16 protein-coding genes are annotated in these 14,402 nt (G+C 62.3%); 8 read left to right on the plus strand and 8 right to left on the minus strand.

Annotation, left to right across the window (positions count from 1 at the left end; genetic code table 11):
- Nucleotides 1–14: 14 nt before the first annotated feature.
- From WFR25_RS04670 to WFR25_RS04685, 4 genes are all read right to left on the minus strand, one after another.
- Entirely contained in the window at nucleotides 15–1,238 is a 1,224-nt protein-coding gene (locus WFR25_RS04670) for an MBL fold metallo-hydrolase (RefSeq protein WP_336969006.1), read from the minus strand.
- A gap of 36 nt (nucleotides 1,239–1,274) precedes the next feature.
- The gene (locus tag WFR25_RS04675) at nucleotides 1,275–2,636 is read right to left on the minus strand and encodes a methyl-accepting chemotaxis protein (RefSeq protein WP_336974678.1); all 1,362 of its coding nucleotides are present in this window, start codon (nucleotides 2,634–2,636) and stop codon (nucleotides 1,275–1,277) included.
- 200 nt (nucleotides 2,637–2,836) lie between these two features.
- On the minus strand, nucleotides 2,837–4,357 hold the full coding sequence (locus tag WFR25_RS04680; RefSeq protein ID WP_336969009.1) for a fumarate hydratase: 1,521 nt from the start codon (nucleotides 4,355–4,357) through the stop codon (nucleotides 2,837–2,839).
- Between the two features lie 103 nt (nucleotides 4,358–4,460).
- On the minus strand, nucleotides 4,461–5,114 hold the full coding sequence (locus WFR25_RS04685; protein WP_336974679.1) for a glutathione S-transferase family protein: 654 nt from the start codon (nucleotides 5,112–5,114) through the stop codon (nucleotides 4,461–4,463).
- A gap of 458 nt (nucleotides 5,115–5,572) precedes the next feature.
- On the opposite strand from WFR25_RS04685, the gene WFR25_RS04690 reads away from it, so the two are divergent.
- From WFR25_RS04690 to WFR25_RS04700, 3 genes are all read left to right on the plus strand, one after another.
- Nucleotides 5,573–7,540 (plus strand): ribonucleoside-diphosphate reductase subunit alpha, encoded by a 1,968-nt coding sequence (locus WFR25_RS04690; RefSeq protein ID WP_336969011.1) that lies wholly within the window; start codon nucleotides 5,573–5,575, stop codon nucleotides 7,538–7,540.
- A 62-nt stretch (nucleotides 7,541–7,602) separates the two neighbouring features.
- Nucleotides 7,603–8,652, plus strand: a complete 1,050-nt coding sequence (locus WFR25_RS04695; RefSeq protein WP_336969012.1) for a ribonucleotide-diphosphate reductase subunit beta — start codon at nucleotides 7,603–7,605, stop codon at nucleotides 8,650–8,652.
- Between the two features lie 207 nt (nucleotides 8,653–8,859).
- Complete coding sequence (locus WFR25_RS04700; RefSeq protein WP_336969014.1) at nucleotides 8,860–9,384, plus strand: glycine zipper 2TM domain-containing protein; 525 nt, start codon at nucleotides 8,860–8,862, stop codon at nucleotides 9,382–9,384.
- Between the two features lie 49 nt (nucleotides 9,385–9,433).
- On the opposite strand, the gene WFR25_RS04705 is transcribed toward WFR25_RS04700, so the two are convergent.
- The 3 genes from WFR25_RS04705 to WFR25_RS04715 all read right to left on the minus strand — a co-directional run bounded on the left by WFR25_RS04705 (nucleotide 9,434) and on the right by WFR25_RS04715 (nucleotide 10,689).
- On the minus strand, nucleotides 9,434–9,778 hold the full coding sequence (locus tag WFR25_RS04705) for a VOC family protein (RefSeq protein ID WP_336969016.1): 345 nt from the start codon (nucleotides 9,776–9,778) through the stop codon (nucleotides 9,434–9,436).
- Between the two features lie 2 nt (nucleotides 9,779–9,780).
- The gene (locus WFR25_RS04710) at nucleotides 9,781–10,095 is read right to left on the minus strand and encodes a hypothetical protein (protein WP_336969018.1); all 315 of its coding nucleotides are present in this window, start codon (nucleotides 10,093–10,095) and stop codon (nucleotides 9,781–9,783) included.
- 63 nt (nucleotides 10,096–10,158) lie between these two features.
- Entirely contained in the window at nucleotides 10,159–10,689 is a 531-nt protein-coding gene (locus WFR25_RS04715; protein WP_419723191.1) for a thermonuclease family protein, read from the minus strand.
- A gap of 161 nt (nucleotides 10,690–10,850) precedes the next feature.
- Between WFR25_RS04715 and WFR25_RS04720 the strand changes: the two genes are divergently transcribed.
- The 5 genes from WFR25_RS04720 (at nucleotide 10,851) to WFR25_RS04740 (ending at nucleotide 13,858) form a co-directional block, all read left to right on the plus strand.
- Complete coding sequence (locus WFR25_RS04720) at nucleotides 10,851–11,237, plus strand: RidA family protein (protein ID WP_336969024.1); 387 nt, start codon at nucleotides 10,851–10,853, stop codon at nucleotides 11,235–11,237.
- Between the two features lie 5 nt (nucleotides 11,238–11,242).
- On the plus strand, nucleotides 11,243–11,602 hold the full coding sequence (locus WFR25_RS04725) for an ArsC family reductase (RefSeq protein ID WP_336969027.1): 360 nt from the start codon (nucleotides 11,243–11,245) through the stop codon (nucleotides 11,600–11,602).
- Between the two features lie 59 nt (nucleotides 11,603–11,661).
- Nucleotides 11,662–12,660, plus strand: a complete 999-nt coding sequence (locus tag WFR25_RS04730; RefSeq protein ID WP_336974681.1) for a glycerophosphodiester phosphodiesterase — start codon at nucleotides 11,662–11,664, stop codon at nucleotides 12,658–12,660.
- Nucleotides 12,661–12,709: 49 nt separating this feature from the next.
- Nucleotides 12,710–13,126, plus strand: coding sequence for an RrF2 family transcriptional regulator (locus WFR25_RS04735; protein WP_336969028.1), 417 nt, complete (start codon nucleotides 12,710–12,712; stop codon nucleotides 13,124–13,126).
- A 69-nt stretch (nucleotides 13,127–13,195) separates the two neighbouring features.
- Entirely contained in the window at nucleotides 13,196–13,858 is a 663-nt protein-coding gene (locus WFR25_RS04740) for an MBL fold metallo-hydrolase (protein ID WP_336969030.1), read from the plus strand.
- Here WFR25_RS04740 and WFR25_RS04745 read toward each other — a convergent pair whose 3' ends face one another.
- Nucleotides 13,859–14,290 (minus strand): MAPEG family protein, encoded by a 432-nt coding sequence (locus WFR25_RS04745; protein ID WP_336969031.1) that lies wholly within the window; start codon nucleotides 14,288–14,290, stop codon nucleotides 13,859–13,861.
- Nucleotides 14,291–14,402: the final 112 nt, after the last annotated feature.

A 14,402-nucleotide genomic window follows, 5' to 3' on the forward strand; every position in this document is an offset into this window, starting at 1 on the left:
TGCGCTTGGCTGGTTCATTGGAGTGCCTTTATCGCCCGTTCGTCACAGGATGGTTTTTCGTGGGGCACGGACGAGACGGTCGGTACCATGATTTCCTGCCCGATCTTCACTGGCGCAAAGCGGCTGCGTGGGATGCCTTCGCACCGTAGATAGTGTTCCAGCATTCGGGGCGGGGTGTCCCACTTCTCATAGGACAGGCGGAAGGTGCCCCAATGGATCGGGATCGCGGTGGAGGCGCGCAGCCGTTCGAAGACTTCGACCGCCTGGCGCGGCCCGATATGCGCGTCCGACTGCATCTGCCCCGGCCAGAAGCGAAACGCGCCGATCGGAATCAGCGCCAGTCGGATCGGTCCGATCCGGGCCGCTTCATCCGCCCAGCGCATATCCCCCGCGCCGGTGTCGCCAGCAAAGAAGATATTGCCCGCTCGCGTCTCGATGAAGAAGCTCGACCACAGAGCGCGGTTGCGGTCGGTGCCCCAGCGGCTGCTCCAATGATGGTTGCGTGTCACATGCACGCGATAATCGGGGCAATGTTCATAGGTTTCGCACTGGATCACCGCCTGCGGCACCAGATCATTGAGCGCAGCGCCCGTCACCGACTGTCCCCAGTCGAGCGCCGTCGCCGCAATCCCATGCGCTTTCAGTAACGCGTCATTGCCAAGGCTCGTCACGATCTTGGGCTTGTCGCGCGCCCACAGTGTCTTCAGTGTCGGCAGGTCCAGATGATCATAATGATTATGGCTGATGAGGATCAGGTCGATCTTTGGCAGCTTTTCTATTGCGATCCCCGGCTTTGCTACCCGCTTCGGACCAAAGGGGGGCAGGGGGCTGGCGTGATCCGACCAGACGGGGTCGGTCAGGATGTTAAGGCCGGCCGCCTGCACCAGCACCGTGGCGTGACCGACCCATATCGCTTTCATTCCCCGTGGTGCGGCGAAGGGGGCGGGGCGTGCCTGCCGCACCGCCACAGCATCGGGCCAATCCGGACGGTCGTCGCTGCCTAGCAGCCAGCGCGCGACAAAGCCATGACGGCTGCGCCCCGGCTGCACCGGCGGCTCGATCGCGCCATCGGGATTGAAGAAATGCGCGCCATCATAATGGCGGCTTACCGGCCCCTCATAATAGATGCGGTCCAGAAAGGGCGGGACTATCGTGATCGCCAGACAGAGAGCGACAACGATGAAGAACAGGCTCGTGCCAATAGCACGGGCGATACGAAGGAAGAGGCTGCGATCCATGTCCGGCCCATAACGCGGAACCGGGATCGCGCAAACCTATGCCTGATCGTGATAGGCCATCTGCAATATGCCCCAATGCCGACCCTTGACGTGGATCGACGCGATCACCTGCTTGAGCAGGATGACCTCACCTTGCGCGGTCAGGCGACGATAGGCCTTGATGAAGAAGGGCTGGGTGATCCGGCATTGCTCCTGCGTGTCAGGGAAATCAAAGATCGTGCCTTGCCGTGCATGTTCCAGATTCCAGGCAATGTCACCGGGCCGTTGTGCCTGGGCGCGTTCGGGCATCGCCACGGCACCAAAGGCATTGCGGTCTGTGAAGGTCATGCCGAACAGGCCCTTGAACCTGCGCGCCTTTTCCTGTTCGATGCGGGCCACAGGTAGCATCACGCGTTGCACCGGATGGGTATGGAGGACGGGGTTGCTGCCGGGGATCGGCGCATAATCTTCGCTCATCACCTCGGCCTCGCTGATCTGGCGGGCGTCGATGGCGCGTTCGATTGCCGCGCTGACTGCCTGCGCGGCCTCCAGGGCAAAGCTGACATAGGGTGAATCGGGTATTTCAACGCCGCTTTCGGCCAGATATTGGAGCAGCCGGTTCGTGTCGTCGCTGGCCGAAGAGACACGGCCCGACAGACGATGGAGTCCATCGGCATTGTCGCTCGACGTACTGGCGAGCGCGGCTAGCCCGGTGCGGATTTCGCCCACCGACCGGACAATGGATTCCATCCGTTGCGCGACCGCATCGCCATTGCGACCCATGCCCTGCATCAGCGCGCCCAGCCGTTCGACCAGTTGTTCGATGTCCTTGGTGCCCTTTAGCGCGCTACGCGCTGTGTCTGCCCCGTCGTTGATCCGCTCCAGCATGCCACCGGCTTCGCCCGTCAGAACGGCGATGGAGGCTTCGATCGTCTGGGTTGCGGCGGCAGTTTCCTGCGCCAGCTTCTTCACTTCGGACGCGACCACGGCAAAGCCGCGCCCGGCGTCTCCCGCCCGCGCGGCCTCGATCGTGGCGTTCAGGGCCAGCAGGTTGGTCTGGCCGGCGATACCGCTGATGACACTGGTCACATGCGCGACGGTCTTGAGCGCATCGGTGAACCCGTCGAGCCGATCGTGGATCAGGCTGACCTGCTCGATCAACCCGACGAAATGGCTATTGGCCTGATTCAGTACGCGACTGGAATCATCGACGATGCCGCGTGCGGCGAATGCGGTTTCGCGCGCCTCCTGCCCTACCTTGTCGACGCTTTCGCTGTCGGCTTCCAGTTGCACGGCCTCGCCGCTGATCGCTTCGATCGTGCGCGCCTGATGGGTAACCCGGTCGGCCAGCGCACTGATGTCGGCCTGAAGGTCAAGCGTGCGAAGGCCCAGGTCGCCCGATAGCCGGGCAACCTTCATGATCGCCTGCGCGACCCCTTTGGATGGCAAAATCTGTCCCACATGCTGAGGGCTAGGGCAGGATGGTAAATTAAAGGTTAGCGGTGCGGTGGTCCGTTTGGATGGCCTTCAGGCAAGGCGCAAACAGCGAACGGGGTGACTGTTGCACCCCGCCTGATCCGATTAACCTGCGTTTGGAAGATGCCTGCCGACCTGAAAGCTCATGCCTTCTCCAGCAGCCTCTCCCGCTTGATCTTCTCCTGCCACACCAATGGCGCGAGGTGGTGGACGCTTTGGCCTTCGCTATCCACGGCGACGGTGACGGGCATGTCCTGCACTTCGAACTCGTAGATCGCTTCCATGCCCAGATCATGGAAGCCGACGACCTTCGACCCCTTGATCGCCTTCGCCACCAGATAAGCCGCGCCGCCGACCGCCATCAGATAGGCGCTCTTGTGATCGCGGATTGCGTCGATTGCCATCGGGCCGCGCTCGGCCTTGCCGACCATCGATAGCAGGCCCTGTTCCAGCATCATGCGCGTGAATTTATCCATGCGCGTCGCGGTGGTGGGACCGGCGGGGCCGACAACTTCCTCGCCCACCGGATCGACCGGGCCGACATAATAAATGACGCGGCCCTTGAACTCGACCGGCAGGTCTTCGCCCGCGTCCAGCATGTCCTTGATCCGCTTGTGCGCGGCGTCGCGGCCGGTCAGCATCTTGCCGTTGAGCAACAGCCGGTCGCCATGCTTCCAGCTTTGCACCACTTCCGGGGTCAGATTGTCCAGATCGACGCGGATCGCCGCCTTGTCCGGGGTCCAGTTGACGTCGGGCCATTCGGCCAGGTTGGGCTGTTCCAGATAGGCGGGGCCGCTGCCGTCCAGCGTGAAATGCGCATGGCGGGTCGCGGCGCAGTTGGGGATCATCGCGACCGGCTTGCCCGCTGCATGACAGGGCGCGTCCATGATCTTGACGTCCAGGATGGTGGACAGGCCACCCAGCCCCTGCGCGCCGATGCCCAGCGCATTCACCTTATCGAAAATCTCGATCCGCATCGCCTCGATATCATTTTGCGGACCGCGTTTCTTGAGCTGCCCCATGTCGATCGGGTCCATCAGCGCCTTCTTGGCCAGCAGCACGCAATGTTCCGCCGTGCCGCCGATGCCGATGCCCAACATGCCGGGCGGGCACCAGCCAGCGCCCATTTGCGGGATCATCTCCAGTACCCAGTCGACGATGGAATCGCTGGGGTTCATCATCTTGAACTTGGACTTGTTCTCGCTGCCGCCGCCCTTGGCCGCGACGTCGATGCTGACCTTCGACCCCGGCACCATTTCGACATGCAGCACGCTGGGCGTATTGTCCTTGGTATTGCGGCGGGTGAAGGCAGGATCGGTCAGGACCGAGGCGCGCAGCTTATTCTCCGGGTGGAGATAGGCGCGGCGCACTCCCTCGTCGACGACTTCCTGAAGTGACCGGGCGGTATCATCCAACTGGCAGTCCATGCCCCATTTGACGAAGACGTTGATGATGCCGGTATCCTGGCAGATCGGGCGATGCCCCTCCGCGCACATGCGGCTGTTGGTCAGGATTTGGGCGATGGCGTCCTTGGCGGCGGGTGATTGTTCGGCCTCATAGGCTTCACCCAGCGCGCGGATATAATCCATCGGGTGGTAATAGCTGATGAACTGAAGCGCGTCGGCGACGCTCTCTATCAGGTCGGCTGCTTTGATGGTGACCATTGTGCCCGTTTCCCTATGTCCAAAAGCCCCGCATTGGCTACGGGTGCGTTCACCGGGCGGCTATACGGTTTTGAGGGCGCGAGTCCAGATGGCGGGCGTTACTTCAAACCGGCGGGCCATCGGCAAAGGGGAACATCGCCCAGACCGGCTCCTTCTCCGCCAGTACCCGCGCAACGCTTGGCCGTGCCTCCAGCCGGGCCAGATAGGCGGCCAGCACCGGGTGGCTTGCGCGGAACGGCACCACCTTGTCGGCATAGAATAGCGCGGGCAGAGCGGCGCAATCGGCCAGCGTGAAGGCTTCTCCTGCCGCCCAAGTCCGCCCCGCGATCCGCTCTTCCAGCAGGGCATAGGCCTTGCCCAGCAACGTCCGTGCTTGCCCCACGCCATGCCGGTCTTGCGTGCCATCCGGCCGGATGCGGTCGGCGACGAAGGCCTGCATCGGCGTCATCACATAATTGTCGAACAGCCGGTCCATCAGCCGTACTTCAAGAGCCGAATCGACGTCCATCGGGATCGGGGTGAAAGCGGTGGGATAATGAACACCCAGATATTCGATGATGATGCTCGCCTCCGCCACGGTGGCGCCGCGCTGTTCATCGCGCAACAGCGGAAAGCGCGCGATCGGCCAGAGCGCCTGCAAATCCGCTGCCGCCTGCGGATTGTCCAATACGAGGCCCTCGAACGGCGCGCCATTCTCGTAAAGGGCGATCAGCACCTTCCAGCAATAGGAGGAGAGGGGGTGGTAAAAGAGCCGCAATGTCATCCTTCGTTCCTCCATCGGGCGGGGTTGGCGTCGGTCACGAATCCGTCGCTCAACCGATCGCATGGCAAGCGAAATTTATTTTCAGTATGACGATTGTCCACTTGCCTTTTGCGGGAGCTAGGAAGGTCCATGCGTCGCGGTGGTAGAGTGCCCCGGAACGTCGGTGAACCGACTCGCGTTAGCGACGAGCCGAGTCCTTGTATTGTCATTTACCCTCTTGCGTCGCTGCGAGGCTGTGGCACTATCCCTTGTATCAGGATAACGGGGGTTACCCAACAGATTGTGATCGCACTGCCGGACCAGATTCGGCGGTCAGGGCCTCTTCGGCCTTGCGATCCGGTCGGTTGACCCCATTTCCAGTCCTGCGCGGGCTGGTTCTGTGATAGGGTGTTCGGCTTCTTGCCCATGCTCTTGACCGAAACGAACGGAACTAGAACAATCTGGGGGCGGACATGGATTTTCGAGACAGCGAACAGGGTGGTACAAGCGACGTGGCAACGGTAATCGAAGATCGGACGGATGATGTGACGGCAGTCCCTGAGAAGGCCTCGGCTCCTACTGCACCGACGAAGCCTGCGCCGGCTAAGTCGGCTGCCCCTGAGTCCTCGTCTTCCGTTCAGGAGCGGCGTTTCGATGTCGTGACGGATTCGTCGCGCGATGCGCTGCTGACGGAGTTCGGCAAGGACACGCTCAACGACCGCTATCTGCTGCCCGGCGAAAGTTATCAGGATCTGTTCGCCCGCGTCGCCGCCGCCTATGCCGACGATCAGGATCATGCCCAGCGCGTCTACGACTATATCTCGCGCCTGTGGTTCATGCCCGCCACGCCCGTATTGTCGAATGGCGGCACCGGTCGCGGCCTGCCGATCAGTTGCTACCTGAATAGCGTCGACGACAGCCTGGAAGGCATCGTCAACACCTGGAACGAGAATGTGTGGCTCGCTTCGCGCGGCGGCGGTATCGGCACCTATTGGGGCAGCGTGCGCGGCATCGGTGAGCCAGTCGGCCTCAATGGCAAGACCAGCGGCATCATCCCCTTCGTCCGCGTCATGGACAGCCTCACCCTCGCCATTTCGCAGGGGTCGTTGCGCCGTGGTTCGGCCGCCTGCTATCTCGACGTTTCGCATCCGGAGATTGAGGAGTTCCTTGAGATCCGCAAGCCGTCCGGCGACTTCAACCGCAAGGCGCTGAACCTCCACCATGGCGTCCTCCTGACCGACGAGTTCATGGAGGCCGTGCGCGACGGGTCCGAATTCATCCTGCGCAGCCCCAAGGACGGGTCGCAGCGCGGGAAGGTCGACGCCCGCTCGTTGTTCCAGAAGCTGGTCGAAACCCGCCTTGCCACCGGCGAGCCGTATATCGTCTTCAACGACACCGTGAACCGCACGATGCCCAAGCATCATCGCGATCTGGGACTGAAGGTGTCGACCTCCAACCTCTGCTCGGAAATCACGCTGCCTACCGGCAAGGACCATCTGGGTCAGGACCGCACGGCGGTCTGCTGCCTGTCGTCGATGAACCTGGAAACCTGGGACGAGTGGAAGGACGAGAAGCTTTTCGCCGAAGACATTATGCGCTTCCTCGACAATGTCCTTCAGGACTATATCGACCGTGCCCCGCCCGAAATGGCGCGCGCCAAGTACAGCGCCAGCCGTGAACGCTCGGTCGGCCTGGGCGTGATGGGCTTCCACAGCTTCCTCCAGGCGCGCAATATCCCGTTTGAGGGCGCGATGGCCAAGTCGTGGAACCTCAAAATCTTCAAGCATGTAAAGGGGCAGGTCGACGAAGCCTCGATGCAACTCGCGATCGAGCGCGGCCCTTGCCCGGACGCCGCCGACATGGGCGTGATGGAGCGGTTCTCCTGCAAGATGGCGATCGCGCCCACCGCGTCTATCTCCATCATCTGCGGCGGCACCAGCGCGTGCATCGAACCGATCCCGGCCAATATCTACACGCACAAGACGCTCTCGGGCAGCTTCTCGATCAAGAACCCCTATCTTGAAAAGCTGCTGGTCGAAAAGGCGAAGGACAGCACGAACGTCTGGAACTCGATCCTCGAAAATGGCGGTTCGATCCAGCATCTCGACTTCCTCAGCCAGGAAGAGAAGGATGTGTTCAAGACCAGCTTCGAGATCGACCAGCGCTGGCTGCTCGAACTCGCCGCCGACCGCACGCCCTATATCGATCAGGCGCAGTCGCTGAACCTGTTCATCCCGGCGGATGTGGAAAAGTGGGACCTCCTCATGCTTCACTTCCGCGCCTGGGAACTGGGCATCAAGTCGCTTTACTATCTCCGCTCCAAGTCGGTGCAGCGCGCCGGTTTCGCAGGCGGTGTGGAGGCGGACAACACCATCGACGCCCCGAAGTTCGAGCTGGGCGCAGAAAGCACCGACTATGACGAGTGCCTTGCCTGCCAATGACCCTGCTTTCCCCTCTCCCGTAAAGGGAGGGGGGATGATATATATTCCCCGGAGTTAATCCCATGCCCCTTCTCCAAGCCTCCAAGGTTTACAAGCCGTTCGAATATCCCTGGGCCTATGAGTTCTGGAAGCGCCAGCAGCAGTTGCATTGGCTGCCCGAAGAAGTGCCCTTGGGTGAGGATTGCCGCGACTGGGCGCAAAAGCTGTCCGATCATGAGCGCAACCTGCTGACGCAGATCTTCCGCTTCTTCACCCAGGCGGATGTCGAGGTGCAGGACTGCTATCACGAAAAATATGGCCGCGTGTTCAAGCCGACCGAGGTCAAGATGATGCTGACCGCGTTCAGCAACATGGAAACGGTCCACATCGCCGCCTATTCGCATCTGCTCGACACGATCGGCATGCCCGAAAGCGAATATAGCGCCTTCATGCAATATAAGGAGATGAAGGACAAACACGACTATCTGCAACAGTTCGGCGTCGACAGCGACGAGGATATTGCCCGCACACTCGCCATGTTCGGCGGCTTTACCGAGGGGCTGCAATTGTTCGCGTCCTTCGCCATGCTGATGAACTTCCCGCGCTTCAACAAGATGAAGGGCATGGGGCAGATCGTCACCTGGTCCGTCCGTGACGAGACGCTGCATTGCGAGGGGATCATCAAACTCTTCCACGCCTTCTGCGCCGAACGTCAGTGTCTGACCCCCGCGGTCAAGGACGACATCTTGGACATGTGCCAGAAGACGGTGCGGATCGAGGATGCGTTCGTCGACCTGGTGTTCGAAATGGGACCAGTGCCCGGCATGACGCCCAAGGACATCAAGAAATATGTCCGCTACATCGCCGACTGGCGTCTGGGTCAGTTGGGCCTCAAGCCCATCTACATGATCGAGGAGCACCCGCTCCCCTGGCTCAGCCCGCTGCTGAACGGCGTCGAGCATGCCAATTTCTTCGAAACCCGCGCCACCGAATATTCAAAGGGCGCCACCCGCGGCCAGTGGAGCGACGTCTGGGACAGCTTCGACCGTCGCAAGAAGTTGAAAGCCAACGACGTCGCGCCGGAAGAGGGTGACGCGGATATGTTCAAGGCAGCGGGGATTGCTGCGGAGTAGGTCGGATTAGACATCGAGAGCGCTGGCCCAAATTGCGCTGATAAGCGCAATTTGGGCCAGCGCGAATATCCGACCGTGCAGCAGCCCAAGTGCCGTATCCTGCGTCCGCCCTGCCTGACAAAATCCTGAACGCGCTGTTTTATTGCGTTCATGAAACATTTCTTGGGGTCGCCGGTTCTGCTTTCCAGGACCAAAGGAGCCATCAGCGTGAAAATCACGATCAACAAGACCCTTGCCACCCTGACGCTGGGCGCCATCGCGCTCACGGCCGTGCCGGCCTCTGCCCAGCGCCACGATGATCGCCGGGATTCCCGTCACGAACGCCGCGACGACAAGCGGGATTATCGCGCCGACCGGCGGGACGACCGCCGCGATAATCGTCAGGGTTGGCGCAACGATCGGCGCCCCGGCAAGGTCGTCTATAATTATGACTATAACCGGCCCGACCCGCGCTATCGCAACTATTATGCTGAACGCTATTATCGTGGTGGCAGCGGCTATGCGCCGGTCCGTGTGACCCGCCAGACCCGCATCTATCGCGGCTCGAACGATCACTATTATTGCCGCCGTTCGGACGGCACCACCGGCTTGATCGTCGGCGCTGCACTGGGCGGCGTGCTGGGCAACCAGCTTGATCGCGGCGGCTCGAACCTGCTCGGCACGTTGATCGGTGGCGGTGCAGGCGCGCTGCTGGGGCGTGAGATCGACCGCGGCGGGGTAAGCTGCCGCTAAGGCAAAGAAAGAGGGGCCGGGTGTGACCCCACGCCCGCCCTTTTTCGTTTCACGCCCCCGTTGGCTGCGCCAGTACCACCAGATTGCTGTCGGGATCGCGCATCCGGCAAATGCTGGTATAGTCGGCCGCCTCGACCGGTCCCGGCTCCAGCCCGGCCTCGACCAGTCGCGCTCGATCACTCGCGACATCGCTGACGATCAACGTCAGCGTCCCGTGCCCAGCATGATCCGCCGCCTCGAACAGTTGGAACCCGGCGCCTTGGCCCTCATGCCATTCGGCCAGCCCCGGCATCGGTCGCGCATCGGGGTCACGCCCGAACACCTGTGTGAACCAGCCGATGCTTTCCTCCAATCTGGAGCAGGATAGCTGCGCGAAAATGGCGGTGAGGGCCATCGTTACAGTTCCTCATTGTCGCTGTCGGTGTCGCCCAATGCGTCATCCTCATCATCCATCATCGGCTCACCGGCAAAGGCGTCATTGTCGATGTGGCCGCTGCGGTTCATCTCGTTCATCTTGTCAATCAGGTCCGGCATGTCGTCAGGGATGATTTGCGCCGGGTTGGTCTTGCCCCCATGCTTGCTGTCTTCGCTGAGCGTCGTCTGCCGTGCGCGGGCGTCGTCGGCCACATCGTTGGCCTGGGTGCCGCTATCGGCCTGTTCACTATTCTCCTCGTCGATCGGGGGCAGCGGATCGGGAGTGGGGCGGTCCATGGTGCAAATCCTTGGCTTGTGGGGCATAGGCCTCTCAACGGCCCGCACGGCTCCTCCGTTCCCTCAGCACCACGGATCGCGATGCCCGCCCCATTGTCGCGCCAGCCCCTCGGCTACCAGCGTCTCCCCGATGGAAGCGCCGTCCCGCGTCACGATCCGCAGCGCCCGGCCATAGCGGTCGCTGGCCCGCTCGCCGCTCTCCAGCGAGAAAGGCCCGGCACTGAGCAGCGCTGCCAGCCGCTCCGTCGCCCGCGCGCCCAGGGCAGCCTCCGCGGCGCAGCGCGGCGAATGCGTTTCGGGCGTATCAATGTCCGCAATCCGATATTTGACGCCCGCGAACCAGAAAGTATCGCCATCCACCACGCAATTCGTCCCATCACCGCGATGGCACAGCGCGAAATCAGCCGACAGCCGATCAGACGACACCGCAGGAACAGGTGCATCGAGCGTCAGGGCGGGGAACGGCCAGTCCCGCCACTCCGGCGCCAGCCACGCTGCCGCAAAGGCCAGCATCGCCAGATTGAAGAGGGTGACGCCCGACGGCTTCCAGCGACGGAGGGAACTTGCCTCCCGATTCCTGCTAAACCATGTCATCGCCATGCTCTAGCGACCCCCTGGATAAAGCAGGGCTGAACCGCATCCAAATTTCCGCCGTTTCGGCTGGACGTTTGCGATGGACGTTTGGACTGGACAGGCGTCCGCGCCCGCGTCACAAGCCCGCGCGATAGTTTCCACCCCACAGGACAGGGATTCCCATGACCCGCACCCTCATTTCCTCGGGCTCGCCTTTTGAGGTACAGGTCGGCTATTCGCGCGCTGTCGTTCAGGGCGACTGGTGCTTCGTCGCCGGCACCACTGGCAGCGACCCTGAAACGAAGGTCATGCCGGAAAGCGTGGCGGAACAGACCGCCAATGCCTTGAAGATCATTGGCAAGGCGCTGGATGAGGCGGGCTTTTCCTTCGCCGATGTGGTACGGGCCACATATTATATTACCGATCCGGCCTATTGGGATCAGATCGGTCCGCCGCTGGGCGCGGTTTTCGGCGACATTCGCCCTGCCGCCACCTGCGTCGTCGCTGGCCTTATCAAGCCGGAAATGAAGATCGAAATCGAAGTTACCGCTCTCAAGGCCCGAGGATAAAGATCATGCCCGCCACCATGTATGGCATCAAGAATTGCGACACGATCAAGAAGGCCCGCAACTGGCTGGACAATGAGCGCGTCCCCTACAGCTTCCATGACTATAAGGTGTCGGGCATCGACGAAGCGACGCTGCGTGGCTGGGTGGATGAGCATGGCTGGGAAACCATCCTCAACCGCTCTGGCACCACCTTCCGCGCCCTGCCTGAAGGGGATCGCGCGCATATCGACGCGGACAAGGCGATCATGCTGATGATCACCAGCCCGTCGATGATCAAGCGGCCGATCCTGGCGGTGGGCGACAAGACGGTCATCGGCTTCAAGGCGTCGATCTATGAAGCCGCCACGGAGGGCGTGAAGGCGTGAGGCCGGGGGCAGGGGGCGGAGCCGTGCTTCGCCGCTGCCTCGCCTTTCTGCTGTCGCTGATGACCTTCGCCATGGCTCCCGCTGCCTTTGCCGAACCGCTGATCATCGCCCATCGCGGCGCCAGCGGCGAGCGGCCCGAACATACGCTCGCCAGCTATGAGCGGGCGATCGACCAGGGCGCGGACTATATCGAGCCGGATCTGGTGCTGACGAAGGACGGCGTCCTTGTCGCCCGGCACGAAAATGAAATCGGCGGCACCACCGACGTTGCCGCCCATCCGGAGTTCGCCGACCGCCGCACGACCAGGGTGATCGACGGGAGGGATATTTCCGGCTGGTTCACCGAGGATTTTACCCTTGCTGAACTGCGTACCCTGCGCGCCCGTGAGCGGCTTCCTGATCTGCGCCCGGCCAACCGGCGCTTCGATGGGCTTTTCCTGATCCCGACGTTCGAGGAAATCCTCAAGCTCATTCGCGCCAAGGAGGCGGAGGTCGGGCGGCGCATCGGCCTCTATCCCGAGACGAAGCATCCCAGCTATTTCGCGGGGATCGGCCTGCCGCATCAGGCGCCGTTGCTCGCTCTGCTTGACCAATATGGCTATACCAACGCCGCTGACCCGGTCTTTATCCAGTCGTTCGAGGTGGGCAATCTGAAGGCCCTGCGCGCCGCGACCCGCCTGCGCCTCATCCAACTGGTCGAGCCGGAGGGCGGGCCCGCCGACCTGCCCGGTACCAGCTATGCCGACATGCTGAGTGTCGAGGGGCTGGGGAGAATCGCGACCTATGCCGATGGTGTCGGTCCGGCGCTCTCGCTGGTACTGGCGCCTGAAGGCCCGACCGCGTTGGTAGGCCGCGCGCATGATGCGGGGCTTGCGGTCCACCCCTGGACGCTGCGGATGGAAAACAGCTTCCTGCCCGCCCAGTGGCAGCGGCCTGACGATCCGCAGGGGCGTGGCGATTTTGCAGGCTATGTCCGCGCCGTCGCGGCGACCGGCGTGGATGCGATGTTCAGCGATTTCCCCGCACAGGCGCGGGCGGCGCTGGAGCAGAAGGAATAACTCTTCCTCTCCGCTTGTAAAAACGCTCGCCTGAGCGAATAACGAATCCATGCTCTCGCAGAAGACCCGTTACGCCATTCGCGCCCTCCAACATCTGGCCGATCGTTACCGTCAGGGACCAGTGCCCCTCAACGAAATCGCGACGCGGCAGAATATCCCGGCAAAGTTCCTGACCGTCATCCTCTCTGAACTGTCGCGGGAGGGACTGGTCGCGACCCAGCGCGGACGGGACGGGGGCTATTGGCTGGCGCTGGCGCCGGTCGATGTCAGCTATGGCGACATCGTTCGGCTGACGCGCGGATCATTGGCGCTCACGCCCTGCGCCAGCCGGTTCGCGCATGAAACCTGTACGAACTGCCTGCCCGAATCGGAATGCCGCCTGCATCGGGTGATGCTGCGTGTGCGCGATGAAACGGCAAAAGTGCTGGATAGTATCAGCCTGGCCGAACCCTTCGCGACGGAGTGAGCGGGGCGATGGCCAAGGAAGCGAGGGAAGGGCTTGTGCATGGCCCGGGCCTTCGCCACATCAGGCGGCATGAGCAATCCACCCCTTAAAGCGACCCTGATTCCCGTCACCCCCTTGCAGCAGAATTGCACGCTGCTCTGGTGTACCGCCACCATGCGCGGCGCCTTTGTCGACGCGGGGGGCGACTTGCCCATGCTGAAGGCCGCTGCCGCCCAGCATGGCGTCCGAATCGAAAAGCTGCTCGTTACCCATGGTCATATCGATCATTGCGGCCAGACCGGCCAGCTCGCCGCCGAACTGGGCGTGCCGATCGAGGGGCCGCATGAGGACGATCGCTTCTGGATCGACCGGCTGGGGGAGGACGGCGCTAAATACGGGATTGATGGCCAGGTGTTCGAACCCGACCGCTGGCTTGTGGATGGCGACACAGTGAGCGTGGGCGAACTGACGCTGGACGTGCTGCATTGCCCCGGTCACACGCCGGGTCATATCATCTTCCATCACGCGCCCAGCCGCCTTGCCATCGTCGGCGATGTGCTGTTTCAGGGATCAATCGGTCGCACGGATTTCCCGCGCGGCAATCACCAGCATCTGATCGACGCGATCACGGGCAAACTCTGGCCGCTTGGTGGCGAGACGGCTTTTGTCCCCGGTCACGGACCCATGAGCAATTTCGCCCATGAGCGCCGGACCAATCCGTTCGTCGCCGATTCGGTGTTGGCGCGCGCTTAGTCAGGCATGCGCGGCGAGCGCCGGTGGCGCAGGTAGCTCTCTTGTGCCCGTATAGGCCGCGTAGAGCGCCGTCACGGCCATGCCCAGCATCACGGCCCAGGTCAGCAGGATGCCTGCCATGCGGCCTATGCTGGGCTTGTCGCTGTCCATGCCGAACGCATGACCCACGCGCCCGACGATGAAGATCAGGGCAGCGACCCACAGCCAGATCGATGCGCCCAGCGCCAGTTCGACCAGTGCAAAGAGGATCAGCGTTATCGGCGCATATTCGATGAAATTGGCATGGGCGCGAATACGCTTGCCCAGCAGCGGGTTGCCGCCATCGCCATGCAGCACCTTCTCGCCCACCCGCAGGCGCGCGCAGCGGGTCGCCAGCCAGAAGTTGAGCAGCGCGCTAGCGGCGGCCAGCGTGAGGGTGATCGGCAGCAGCATGGATGAATATCCTCCCCGGTAACTGGCTTGTACCATGATGTTCCGCATAGCCTCGCGCAAGGAAGGACTTGCACATGCAACAAAATTGGCTATAGGCGCATGGCTTCGCGAT

This window comes from Sphingobium aromaticiconvertens (assembly GCF_037154075.1).
Classification (GTDB): Bacteria; Pseudomonadota; Alphaproteobacteria; order Sphingomonadales; family Sphingomonadaceae; genus Sphingobium; species Sphingobium aromaticiconvertens.

Bases quoted from the DNA above. Each gene is read 5' to 3' on its own strand.
- WFR25_RS04725 (WP_336969027.1), top strand. From the start codon at position 11,243: ATGCCCGCCACCATGTATGGCATCAAGAATTGCGACACGATCAAGAAG.
- WFR25_RS04745 (WP_336969031.1), bottom strand. From the start codon at position 14,290: ATGCTGCTGCCGATCACCCTCACGCTGGCCGCCGCTAGCGCGCTGCTC.
- WFR25_RS04740 (WP_336969030.1), top strand. From the start codon at position 13,196: ATGAGCAATCCACCCCTTAAAGCGACCCTGATTCCCGTCACCCCCTTG.
- WFR25_RS04710 (WP_336969018.1), bottom strand. From the start codon at position 10,095: ATGGACCGCCCCACTCCCGATCCGCTGCCCCCGATCGACGAGGAGAAT.
- WFR25_RS04690 (WP_336969011.1), top strand. From the start codon at position 5,573: ATGGATTTTCGAGACAGCGAACAGGGTGGTACAAGCGACGTGGCAACG.
- WFR25_RS04720 (WP_336969024.1), top strand. From the start codon at position 10,851: ATGACCCGCACCCTCATTTCCTCGGGCTCGCCTTTTGAGGTACAGGTC.
- WFR25_RS04735 (WP_336969028.1), top strand. From the start codon at position 12,710: ATGCTCTCGCAGAAGACCCGTTACGCCATTCGCGCCCTCCAACATCTG.
- WFR25_RS04715 (WP_419723191.1), bottom strand. From the start codon at position 10,689: ATGACATGGTTTAGCAGGAATCGGGAGGCAAGTTCCCTCCGTCGCTGG.
- WFR25_RS04695 (WP_336969012.1), top strand. From the start codon at position 7,603: ATGCCCCTTCTCCAAGCCTCCAAGGTTTACAAGCCGTTCGAATATCCC.
- WFR25_RS04675 (WP_336974678.1), bottom strand. From the start codon at position 2,636: ATGAAGGTTGCCCGGCTATCGGGCGACCTGGGCCTTCGCACGCTTGAC.
- WFR25_RS04680 (WP_336969009.1), bottom strand. From the start codon at position 4,357: ATGGTCACCATCAAAGCAGCCGACCTGATAGAGAGCGTCGCCGACGCG.
- WFR25_RS04670 (WP_336969006.1), bottom strand. From the start codon at position 1,238: ATGGATCGCAGCCTCTTCCTTCGTATCGCCCGTGCTATTGGCACGAGC.
- WFR25_RS04705 (WP_336969016.1), bottom strand. From the start codon at position 9,778: ATGGCCCTCACCGCCATTTTCGCGCAGCTATCCTGCTCCAGATTGGAG.
- WFR25_RS04730 (WP_336974681.1), top strand. From the start codon at position 11,662: ATGACCTTCGCCATGGCTCCCGCTGCCTTTGCCGAACCGCTGATCATC.